Genomic DNA, 11,425 nt, shown 5'->3' on the forward strand with positions numbered 1-11,425 from the left:
TGTAAAATTATGAAATGATTATATATCATGATATATCATGAGGTGGGTTGGAAATATTGTCAACGGGAAAATGGATGATTGGCAAAAAAATCAAGGGGTTCCCTGAATGTCATCCCGGGGGTGGGGTGTGAGCTGCGGAAGTGGGTTCAGGGAAGTGAGGCGTGGAAATTCTGCTCACGAACTTTAATGAGGGCAGCCGTTTCCAGCCAGTAGTTGTTCGATTGCTGCTTGAAGCAATGCCTCGCCTGGCTCGATGAAAGACCAGGTCTGTTCATAGCCACCACGGTCTGAGTAGGATATTTCAGTCCCGATATAACCCATTGCACAATCGCCATAGCCGGCTGTCAGCAGGAACAGTTCAGGGTGTGTTTTCTGAGCTGCCAGTTGAAATTCAACAAAGGGTTCACCTGGCAGGTGGAGCAGTCTGACTTTTCCCAGGGTCAGGCAACTGAGTTCGATCTGGTCCCCCTGTTTCAGGCGTTCGTTCCAAGTGACGATCATGGCTGATTTAATTTTTTGCGAGAGGGGGGATTGCTGATTCTGCAGGATCGATTGCTGGGGGGCATTCTGGAATTCAGCGGCGCGTCGTGGGGTAAACTGAATTTTTGTGGTCTGCCATTGCAGGGGTGCAGCCGGCAGGCGTTCGATTTGTGTGAGGGAACATTCCATCGCCTGGAATAGCCGCTCTGAAAGCTCCTGGCGTGCTTCCCGTGTGCCATTATTATATTTACCCATGGCAATGTTTCCTCCACAGGCGGTGAAATAGAGCTGAAACACATTGTTTTTTTTCTGCAGTCGTTCTCGAGCAATGCCGACCGTGTCATAGCTGATGCGGGCATCTCCGTAGAAGCTTTGTGGGTGTGTGGCATAATAATGGATCTGCAGCAGGCATTGATTTTGGTTAAATAATGATAGAGTGCGCATCCAGGGGTCAATGAGACCTTGTGGCGCGTTCTGCAGTTCGAGATCTTTTGTACTGCTTAAGCGTGCGCGGATGGAGCCATCTGCCTGTTTCAGGCGTCGGTTTGATGCCACTCGTTCCACAAGGCACTGACTGATTCCCAGCCCCGTGATGGGCTGCATACTCTTTAGCGATTTGCGAACTGCTGTGTGCAGTAGTTTGGTCACACGTTGTTCGTATTTGAGAGATGCAATACGGCGGGGATCTTCCGGTTTTAAATAGAGTTTTTGACTGGTTGAGTCGATCGCGGGTGCCGTGTGCTGATGCAGGCAATGCAGGGCTACGCAAGCACTGGTGGTGTGGGCAGCTTCGGCGAGAGTCTTCCGCAATGCGTCGTATGATTCGTTGTGAACTTCCATCCAGTCGAGTGCACACAAAACATAATGGCGATTATTTTGCTTGAAAACAACACCCTTGGCCAGCAGCGGATGTTCAATTGTCCGGGGAATGGGAACAAATCCCATCCCCACCGGCTCATTCAGGGGCGGAGTAATCTCAGTGGAAAATACTGCGACTTGCAGGTCCGGAACTTCTGCTGTCACTGTATGTAACTGCAGGAGCAGCAAAACGAGGAACAAGGCTGGCTTTATTCCGAGGCGCAAGGAGTGACAAGACACGAGTGTACCTCAAGCAGTGAGTGACTGATTAACAATTGACGACTGTTTTCTGGTTTTGCGCAATCGATTGCTGTTCAACCTGAAAGCGGAACCAGCGAATCACGCTGACGCATTGTTCGTAGCACCAGAAAGTGACAAACAGTTCGCTGTCAGAGAGGCGGGTAATATGGGGGGCACCGAATTTGAGCACGGCGAAATTATCGGACATGTTTTCTCCCGTGGCCGTAATCCCTTCCAGCTGATTGTGCCCCCAGAGTGGCTGCTGGTCGCCGTTGATCCAGTTGCCTGCGTCATCTAAACGGGACAGGCAGGCCCAGAGTCCCGGCTGATCCATGCGACGATAGATATTAAGCAGGCTGCCATCTTCGAGCAGGCAGGGTGTCAAAGTCTGGCCCTGAATCTGTGTGGAAGCAGGTTCCGACCAGGAAGTTCCGCCGTCATCACTGATTGCATAGTGATTCGGGAGATCGGTTGACGATGCTTCGTCGTAGCACCACGCAACCGCCAGCAGACGTCCTTCAGGGTATTCAACAACTTTGGATTCCCAGAAGATCAGGTTGTTGTTTTCGCTGTGCATGATATCGAGGTATTCATCCCAGGAACTGCCCTGATCGCGGGAGACCAGCGCCAGCATGCGATTTCCATTGGGTAAAGCGCCGTTCCAGTCTCGCCAGGTGGAAGTGGGCCAGATCCAGCGGCCATCATTGAGGATCGTAAGCGGGCTGCACATTTCGAATTCGGGGCCCTCGAGTGGCGGAGTGACGAGGGTTGGTTCTGACCAGGTTTTACCCTGATCGAGGGAGCGGATTATTAACAGTTCGGAGGGGACCATACCCAGTGTCTGTGGATTGCATAAGCCTTCGCCGGGGAAATCGGTACGATCAAAGCGAACCAGATTTGCAATCAGCTCTCCTGTTTCCGTCACTGCAAGCCGCCCGAAAGTGGATGTTTGTCGCCCGGTTACACTGGTGTCGATCGAGCCTTGATATTCCCAGGTCTGTCCCTGGTCTCTCGATCGCGACAGGTGCAGTTTGAGGTCGACCGCTTCAAAGGCTTCTCCCAGCATATACATCGAGAGCAGCGAGCCATCAGGCAGGGATGCGACCGAAGGGAAGTAGGCGTGCACGCTTTTGACATGCGGTTTTGCATTTTTGAACAGGATCCCTGTTTCCAGCTGTTTAAGTTGCATTACGACCTCGTTCCTGTTTTCGCATGAAAGCCAGGACGTCGCGACGGCCTGCCTGGATCTGTTCGCTCATAATCTGTCGGGCCAGATCGGCATCCCGGTTACGGAACGCTGCCAGGATCTGTTCTTTGCCCGCACAGGTTTCTTCTGCACTTTGAGGAGTGATGATCTTATGTTTTAACTGCCGCAGGGCATAAAAGACATCGGTGATCGCCCGCTGTTCCTGAATGACTTTTTTCAGCAGTCGGTTCCGCGAGGCTTCGATCAGGATTTCATGAAATTCGGTTTCGCAGTCCACCCAGCGATTGAATTGGGTCGGCGTGGTGTGTTTCGCGTTCCGCTCATTCAGCAAAGCAGTGATTTCACGCATCTCGTCAATGAGAAACTGCAGATCGTCCAACTGTTGCGGTGTGATATACAAGGCCGCTTCGCCGGCTGCGAAACTTTCGAGCAGATCACGCAGCACGTACAATTCATCCAGGTCTTCGCGTCCAATCTCCCGGACGAAGGCACCGGATCCCTGAATGTGTTCCACGAAGCCTTCCGATGCCAGACGGCAGATTGCTTCGCGTACGGGAATCGCACTCACCCCCAGTTCCGCAGCCAGTTTGCGGTTCACGAGTCGGGCGCCCGGCGCGAGCACGTTCTGTTCCATCTGTTGTTTGATATACTGATAAGAGTATTCAGTGAGATTTTTTGATGTATCTTCCATTAGCGTCCACTGCTGGTTCGTTCGAGACCGGATATACTTTAATTAATATAATATATCGTGATATATCAGCGGCGTCAAGTTTTGAAGTGAAAGCGGTTCATTCAGAATGCACATCGTTAATGTATTATGAGGCATTATAAAAAAAGGGAAAGCCTCCCGCAGGACACTTCCCCTTATTGAACTCCACGGAATTGCCGTTATTTATTTTTCAGTTTCAGATCAGCCATGTAAATTGCGGTGATCGGTTTACCATCCTTGTCTTTTTCATGACTTGAATAATAGGAAATCAAGGCGTGATCGGGACTCAGGATCAGAATGCCGGGATAAGAGTTGTCTCCGCCACTGGGGAGTGAAGCGAATTCGTGTAGTTGATCGTCCTTGAACCAGTAGAGTGAAGTCACATATTTCCCGTTCTTGCGCTGACGGCCGCCGACGAGGTAGCGATCACCCCATTTGGCGAGCAGCGGTCCGCCGATATAGCGGTCGAGTTGTTTGCGGTCCCAGTGATCGAAGGGGGGCCGCGATCGCATCACCCAGGCTGGATTGGAGCCGCTGCGACCGATGGCCAGCAGGTCGCCGTTGTCTTCAAACAGAAACGCGGTTTCATCTCCCTGCTTTTCATTGAACAGGCTGGCGGTTTTCCAGACCAGTCCATCGTCGCTTTCCAGGATCGCGGTTTCGATCAGTTCGCGATCCTTATCGCCTTGTGCAAAATGTCGGATGCGGCGTCCACAGAGGTAAGCTTTGTCTTTATAGGCAGCAGCCCGCCAGATGTAATGGCCGTAGGTTCCTTCCAGCATGATCGGTTTCGACCACTCATTTCCGTCGGCGGACCAGACCGCGAAGCCCAGGTGTTCGTTAATCGTCCGTGTTTTGGGAGCAGAGTCGCCGCAGTACCACGTGCCGGTGTAGACGAACAGTTTATCTTTGAAGATCAGAAAGTGCGGGTCGCGGACATCGCGTTTGGGGACCGAGAATTCATCGACCTGTTTCCAGGTTTTCGCGTCATCGCTCTGCATGATCAGGATTCGCGAAGTCGGGAACAGCATATGGCCGCCCGGGCAGGTGCGGAAGGTGAGATAGAATTTGTCTTTGAATTCGATCATGTCGGTAAACGCATTGTGCTCGCCGTTGTCAAAGACTTTATGGACATTCGAGACTTCTACTTCCGGCAGGTCGCTGTTTTCACCTGCAGGGAGAGAAGCGGCTGTCAGCATACTGCAGCAGAGCAGTGTTAGCAGGGGTATCAAACAGAATTGTGTTTTTTTCATGGTGATACGCTTTCTGGAATAATGTCTCGGTGTTTCAGTCGATTTCCCGTTCCGGCATCAACAGATATTTTAAATGAGCCCGCATGACGGAGCGTGCCCGTTCGACGTCGCGATCCTGTATCGCACTGACCAGTTCAAAGTGCTGCCAGATGATGCGCTCGTTGACGTCATCATCCAGCATGGGAGATTTTCGCGTGGGATAGGAAGTTTCAAAGAGAGCCGCCAGCAGTTTCTGCATGTCGGCGATCAGAGGTACGCTCGACATCTCCAGAATCAGACCATGAAACTGGCGCTCCACTTCGATACGGCGCGGGCGGTCTTTCTTCTGGCGGGCGATCTGTTTGAACTGTTCGGCGAGTTCAGCCAGCTGTTCAATCTGTGCTTCACTGGCATTTTTGATGGCCAACTCGACCGCGCCGACTTCGAGGGCATAGCGGAAGGATGCGAGTTCGGCCAGCTTTTCCTGCGAACGTGCCAGTGAAGGGAGGCAGTTTGCCCAGACTTCAACCGGATCGGGATGGCGGACGATCAGTCCTTTGCGCTTGCGTCCTTCCAGCAGTCCCAAGGCACACAGGCGGTTGACGGCTTCGCGGGCAATGCGTCGCGATACCTGATATTCTTCCGCCAGTTCGGCTTCGGTCAGAAAAAAATCACCGTCTGTAAATTCAGCGGACTGGATCCGATGGCGGATGCGTTCGGAGAGTTCCAGTGCCAGCGAATGCGGCGGTTCTTTTTGAATAAGTGCCATTATAGGTCGTTATTATCGGAGGATATATTGAAAAAAGAGTCCTGGGTGATATTATATGACATTTAAAGTGGGTGTCAAACAAAAACAGGTGTTAAGGCAAAATGACGATACTGGAAGAGCATGTTCTGAATTCTGAGATTCTCATCGCTGGCGGAGGGATGGCCGGCTGCTGCGGCGCGCTGGCTGCGGCGCGCTGTGGGGCAAAGGTCATTCTGTGCCAGGATCGCTCGGTGCTCGGCGGAAATGCATCAAGTGAAGTCCGCATGCATATCGTCGGTGCGAATGGCACGGGGCGTTTTGATCGGGGAGCAGAACTGGAGACGGAAGCCCGTGAAGGGGGGATCATCGAGGAGTTGAGGCTGGAAAACTGCCTCCGCAATCCCCAACGTTCGGCTTCGATGTTCGATCTGATCCTGTATGAGAAATGCCAGGCGGAACCCAATCTCACACTGATGCTCAATACCTGTGTGACTGCGGTTCAATTGAATGGCGACCGGATTGAGAGTGCGACTGCAGAACGGCAGAGTACAGAAGACCGTTTCACGATCAACGCGGAAATATTTATTGACTGTACCGGTGATGGACGACTGGCTGCAGAAGCCGGGGCGCTGTTTATGGAAGGGCGCGAAAGTCAAAAACAGTTCAATGAAAGTCTGGCTCCGGAAACGGCAGATTCACATCGACTGGGATCGACGATTCTGATGCAGGCACGTCGTCATGACCGGCCGATGCCTTTTGTGGCGCCCGCGTGGGCGCGGAAATTTGATCCCGCAGAGTTGAAGCTGCGACTCTATGCGACGCCGGGTGAAGAGGAGCCGACACACGAGTATGGTTACTGGTGGGCCGAGTGGGGCGGTATGCTGGATACGATTAAAGAGAATGAACAGATCCGCGATGAACTGCTGGCGATCGTCTTGGGCATTTGGGATCATGTGAAAAACGGACCGGAGGGAACGCCCGCCGGCGAAGATCCATTTCAAGCGGCACACTGGGCGCTGGACTGGTTTGGATTCGTACCAGGCAAACGCGAAAGCCGCCGGTTCATCGGGCAACATATTTTAACCGAACACGATCTGCTCTCATCCCGCGCATTTCCTGATGCGATTGCCTATGGTGGCTGGTCGCTGGATCTGCATCCGCCCGAAGGTATCGATGCGCCTGGGCTGGAGCCCTGTATACAGCATCCAGTGCCTCATTTGTATGACATACCGCTTGCGGCCTGTATTTCGGTGAATCGTCAAAATCTGATGTTTGCGGGACGCAATATCTCTGCAACGCATGTGGCATTCTCATCGACGCGGGTGATGGCGACCTGTGCGACGATCGGGCAGGGAGTGGGGACGGCGGCCGCTTTGGCGATTCAGCAACAGCAGGAACCAGCTGAGTTGAGCACGAATTCTGAAATAATGGCGCAGATTCAGCAGCAGTTGTTGCGTGATGATGCGTATCTGGTCGGGATTCGAAACGAAGATGTATATGATCTCGCTCGCTCCGCAAGTGTTTCTGCCAGTAGCGAGCAGGCTGGATACGAAGCATGTCATGTAATCTCGGGACAGACGCGAAGTGTGCACGGATCGGCCGGTGCACCCGAGGGGCGTGCCTTTCCCGGCGGGCATCGCTGGTTGTCCGATCCTGCTGAAGATCTGCCGGCGACGCTGCTGTTGGAATGGGAAAAGTCAATAAAGGTGAATGTGGTTCAACTGATATTTGATACGGGCCTGCATCGGCATCTGACTTTGAGCCATCATGATGGTTATACTGCTAAGATGCAGTGGGGAACGCCGCAACCGGAAACGGTGCGGGATTATCAGATTGAAGTTCACGACGGTTCTGACTGGCAACAGATTGTTAACGTTACGGGGAATGTTCAGCGGCGTCGAGTGCATCAACTGGAATCGGAGATCACTGTGAAACAGCTACGGATTGTCGTGACTGCGACGAACGGAGTGGTTCAGGCGCGGGTGTGTGAGATCAGGGTGTATTGAAGCAGATAATACAAAAAACTGGGTGATACCGGATGCAATCCGGTATTGCCGCAGGCAACAGGAGGTGGCAGAGTGAGTGCTGCGTGAGGAATGAGCGTGCCCCATTTTGTTTGAATTATTAGAGTAGGTTGCTCTGTTGTGAATTGTTAGATTGAGCTGCGACCTCCTGCTCGCTGCGCTCGGCCCGAATTGCATTCGGGCCCACCCACAATGTTTACCAATGATGTTGATACTGTTAGGGAAGTGTGATGTTTTCGAAAAGGTTTTGGAACAATCTGATGAAAGCTGGCCTGATGGTGGGGCTGTCGCTGTCTGCCTCTGAGTTGTCTGCATCAGAGCTGGAAACAGAAGAACTCTTTCCGCGGATTGATGCGGTTTCGTTTGAGAGTTCGCGCTTGAAGAAACGAAAGCGGGCAGTGGTCGTGTTGCCTAAGAACTGGCAGTCGATCAAACCTGCGGAGCGACGGACGCTGGTCATTCTGCATGGGCGGGGGCGGCATGAGCGATCGCTGATTGATGACAAGCTGATCCGCCAGCAGCTTTTGGGTTCCGGCTTATTTATCATTCTGCCGGACGGTGATGATGGCTGGTTTCTTAATTCGCCGCTACGAAAGCAGGATGTGTATGAGACGTATCTGGAAGAGGTCCTGGCGATTGTCTCTGAGCAGTATGAATTGCCGACATCTCAAAAACAGTGTGCGATTGCCGGCTGGTCGATGGGAGGGTTTGGCTGCGTGCGTTTTGCTGAACGACATCCCGGTCGGTTTGCCGCGGTCAGTTCGATCATCGGTCTGCTTGATTTTCCACGTAGTGGATTACCGGAGGGGCAATCCTACAAAGTGCCTGTCGACCGTTTCGGCTCCGATGAAGCGGTGTGGAAACAGTTCAATCCAATCAATGATGCTGAGAAGTTAAAAGGGGCATCGGTGCTGATCATCACGGCAGACCAGGCATTTGACCGGACGATGAACGAACATTTTCGCGACCGGTTGACAGAGCTGAAACTACCTCATGAGTATGTGGAGCTCAAAGGAGGGCATACGTTCCCCGTAGTGCGGGCTTCGATACCGCTGGTACTGGCTCATACGAAGCGCGTGCTACAGCGAAATTAATGCTACCACGAAAGACACGAAAAATTTACTGGCGGGAGTACCGGAGCGAAAGCTGGTGATGCCGCTAATGAAAAAAACGAGTCGCAGGTGGTACCAGATGTAATCCGGTATTGCCGGAGGCAACAGGAAAGTGTCAGTTCAAAAATACAATCTGTTATTTACTCTGTCCGACCTCAGCAGAGATGATTTGAGAGCAGACGAAATGTTTCTTTCTTGAATGCAACACTGTCGGTTTCCTGCTCGCTGCGCTCGGCTCGAATTGCATTCGGCCCCACCTCCTGATCTATATTCTGATGTGTTTTCTGTGTTGGAAACCTTTGTTTTGTTGTGAACCGGTTGTGGTCTCCGGTATGATCGGGAGCGGTTCTTTTCTTATTTCTTCTTCCTGAATTCCCCTACCTGAGAGACCTGCCGTGAAAAACGTGTTTCTTTTAGTCTTGTCTGTTGTTGCCAGTCCCCTGGTTTCCGCTGTCTGCGCTGAGGAAACGAAGCCAGTGCAGAACCTCCTGCAGAACCCGGAGTTCCAGTTGCGGAAGTCGGCTGCAACAGAGCCGGGACGCTCGATTCTCTGCTGGAATACGGATCGCTGGGGAGATGTGATTGCCGGGAAGGGCAACGGAAAACTGGTGCTCCAGCCAACCGAGAATGTGGTGGAGCTTCTGCCGGGCAAGCGGATCTGGCAGTTTGCGACGCTGCCGGAACTGGGACTGAAGTCTGGCGATGCGGTCAGCCTGTCGGTCAACGGGTACCAGGAAACAAGCGGCGCCCTCAAAGTGCGGCTCTGTCTGATGCTGATTGAAAGTGACGATGGTGAGTGGTCGCCGGCGGAATTTCGTCTGCCCGATAAGCGGACGTTTGCGAAGCAGGGGCGGGGGGAACTGATCCGTGCGCCGCAGCGGGAGGCGTCTGCGCAGGAGACCGGAAAAGAATTTCATCTGCAAGTGAATGGTCTCAAAGTCGATCCCCGTTTTAAGCATCAGCGGGAATCGGATGCTGCGTTCCGGAATGTGGTAGGTGTGCTGGTGGAATTTGTGAATGACTCTGACAAACGGGTCTGGATTGATTCGCCTGCGCTGGTTAAAGGGGATCAGGCGGTGACTGAGTCTGCCGCATCGCGTGCGTTGCCGGACCTGTATCGCCAGATTCCCCGCACGATGAAGAAGCTGACAACGGGCCAGCCGGTGACGATTCTGACACTGGGGTCGAGTATCGATCGGGGGAGTGCCAATCCGCGGTTGTATTTCTACGACGAAGATCCCGCGAGTCCGCATTATAAAGAGCCCCTGGTCGAGGCCCGACCGGGAAAGCCGGATGCGATGAAACAGTTGATCGCAGAGCGGATGGAGCAACCCGAACTGCAGGATTATGTGGGCTGGTCGCAACATTATTTTATGTATACCGGACGGATGCGACGGGAACTGCTGCGGAAGTTTCATTATCCGGTTGACAAGATTCTGCTGAACGTGATGGCCGCCGATGGTTCATCGATCGGCGAATCGCATAGCGGCTTCAAAGCATACGCGGAACTGGAGCTGCCGCCGAACCCGAATGACAACGGACATCCAACCGGGAAGTCCTGGCAGGAACTCTATCCATCACTGTTTGAGAACGGGAAGAAACCAGGGCCGGACCTGGTGATCTTCGGGCACGGGCATAATGAGCATATTGACCGTCCCGATGAAATCGCCGCGTATGAAGGGGCGATTCGCTGGTTTCAGCGGCACTATCCCGGTGTGGAGTTCGTTTCGTGCATGTGGATCCGCGACAAAGGGCAGCCGAATTCAATGACCGGGCCGATGCAGCAGCTCTGTACGCATTACGGAATCCCGTTTGTCGATCTGGGAGAGTTGTTGATTGATCTGAAGACGACGTGTAATCAGTATGCGATTGCTCCTGATGGCGGTCATCCTGGGGCTGCCAGTCATTATATCTGGTTCAAACAGCTGGAGCAGGTATTCGAGATGCCCGACGATCCGCAGCCGGGAATCGCTCAACAGCAACTACCTGCGCGGATGAATGACTTTACGGCGAACTGGGAAGGAGAGATGGTCCGGTTCGCTGCCGACAGTCCGCGGATTGTGGACGGGCGGATGATGATTCTGGAAGACGCCGCGTTCAATCTCTGGGCGGATAACAAACGAGAGAAGATGCAGTTGCAGATCGATGGTCATCCGGCGCAACACGCGGGACATGGACGGCACAGTTGGTCGCGACCCAATCCACGCAATTCGACGTTCGTGCATGGACGACTGTCGCGCGGCGATCGACATATTATTGAAATTCCCAATAAGAATGCGCAGTTGAACACCGTGGACTGCAAAGTGGGTCTGAACCGCCGGTTCTATGGCATCGACTCAAAGGACTGGCGGGGGACATCTGCGGTAAAGACATTCGAATCGAAGTGGGGGGCTCCGTATGGGAAGAAGGCGTTCCAACTGCAGCCGGGTGAGACGCTGGAAATTGATGTGGAGGCGGATGAACTTTCAATCGCCTGGCTGGATGATCCGGACGGAGGCACGCTGATAGCGGAAGTGGATGGTAAACAGGTCTGGGCACAGCCGACCAATGAGCCGTTTACCGATTCGCAGGGGCGGGACCATTTTATTGAGAACCGTCGCGGCGTGTTGGGACTGCCGTTCGGGAAGCATCGGATTCGGTTACAGGCAAAGGGGGAGCCGGTGCGGGTGATCGGGGTGTTTGGTTATGACGGGCGGTAAGGACCACTAAGGGGCTCGGCATTATTTTCTACCACGAAAGACACGAAAAATTCTAGTGGAGAGTACGGGAGAGAAAGCGGGTGGTATCGGATGTAATCCGATATTGCCGGAGGCAA

The 11,425-nt window shown here is 53.2% G+C and carries 8 protein-coding genes; 3 read left to right on the top strand and 5 right to left on the bottom strand.

What is annotated here, in order from left to right:
- Positions 1-183 precede the first annotated feature (183 nt).
- The 5 genes from GmarT_RS07535 to GmarT_RS07555 form a co-directional block, all read right to left on the bottom strand.
- Positions 184-1,503, bottom strand: a complete 1,320-nt coding sequence (locus tag GmarT_RS07535; protein WP_149302511.1) for a hypothetical protein — start codon at positions 1,501-1,503, stop codon at positions 184-186.
- A gap of 103 nt (positions 1,504-1,606) precedes the next feature.
- Complete coding sequence (locus GmarT_RS07540) at positions 1,607-2,767, bottom strand: sialidase family protein (protein ID WP_002646018.1); 1,161 nt, start codon at positions 2,765-2,767, stop codon at positions 1,607-1,609.
- Positions 2,757-3,476 (bottom strand): GntR family transcriptional regulator, encoded by a 720-nt coding sequence (locus GmarT_RS07545; protein WP_002646017.1) that lies wholly within the window; start codon positions 3,474-3,476, stop codon positions 2,757-2,759. Before GmarT_RS07545 ends, GmarT_RS07540 begins: the two co-directional genes overlap by 11 nt.
- A gap of 197 nt (positions 3,477-3,673) precedes the next feature.
- A complete protein-coding gene (locus tag GmarT_RS07550) occupies positions 3,674-4,747 on the bottom strand; it encodes a hypothetical protein (RefSeq protein ID WP_002646016.1) in 1,074 nt (357 codons plus the stop codon).
- Positions 4,748-4,781: 34 nt separating this feature from the next.
- A complete protein-coding gene (locus GmarT_RS07555) occupies positions 4,782-5,495 on the bottom strand; it encodes a FadR/GntR family transcriptional regulator (protein WP_002646015.1) in 714 nt (237 codons plus the stop codon).
- A 101-nt stretch (positions 5,496-5,596) separates the two neighbouring features.
- Between GmarT_RS07555 and GmarT_RS07560 the strand changes: the two genes are divergently transcribed.
- The 3 genes from GmarT_RS07560 to GmarT_RS07570 all read left to right on the top strand — a co-directional run bounded on the left by GmarT_RS07560 (position 5,597) and on the right by GmarT_RS07570 (position 11,309).
- A complete protein-coding gene (locus GmarT_RS07560) occupies positions 5,597-7,480 on the top strand; it encodes an FAD-dependent oxidoreductase (RefSeq protein ID WP_002646014.1) in 1,884 nt (627 codons plus the stop codon).
- Positions 7,481-7,758: 278 nt separating this feature from the next.
- Positions 7,759-8,592, top strand: coding sequence for an alpha/beta hydrolase (locus GmarT_RS07565; RefSeq protein WP_157158934.1), 834 nt, complete (start codon positions 7,759-7,761; stop codon positions 8,590-8,592).
- Positions 8,593-9,086: 494 nt separating this feature from the next.
- Positions 9,087-11,309 carry an SGNH/GDSL hydrolase family protein gene (locus GmarT_RS07570; protein ID WP_149302512.1) on the top strand — a complete coding sequence of 741 codons (2,223 nt, stop codon included), beginning with the start codon at positions 9,087-9,089 and terminating at the stop codon, positions 11,307-11,309.
- Positions 11,310-11,425 lie beyond the last annotated feature (116 nt).

The sequence above is a fragment of the Gimesia maris genome, from assembly GCF_008298035.1.
GTDB classification, from domain to species: Bacteria; Planctomycetota; Planctomycetia; order Planctomycetales; family Planctomycetaceae; genus Gimesia; species Gimesia maris.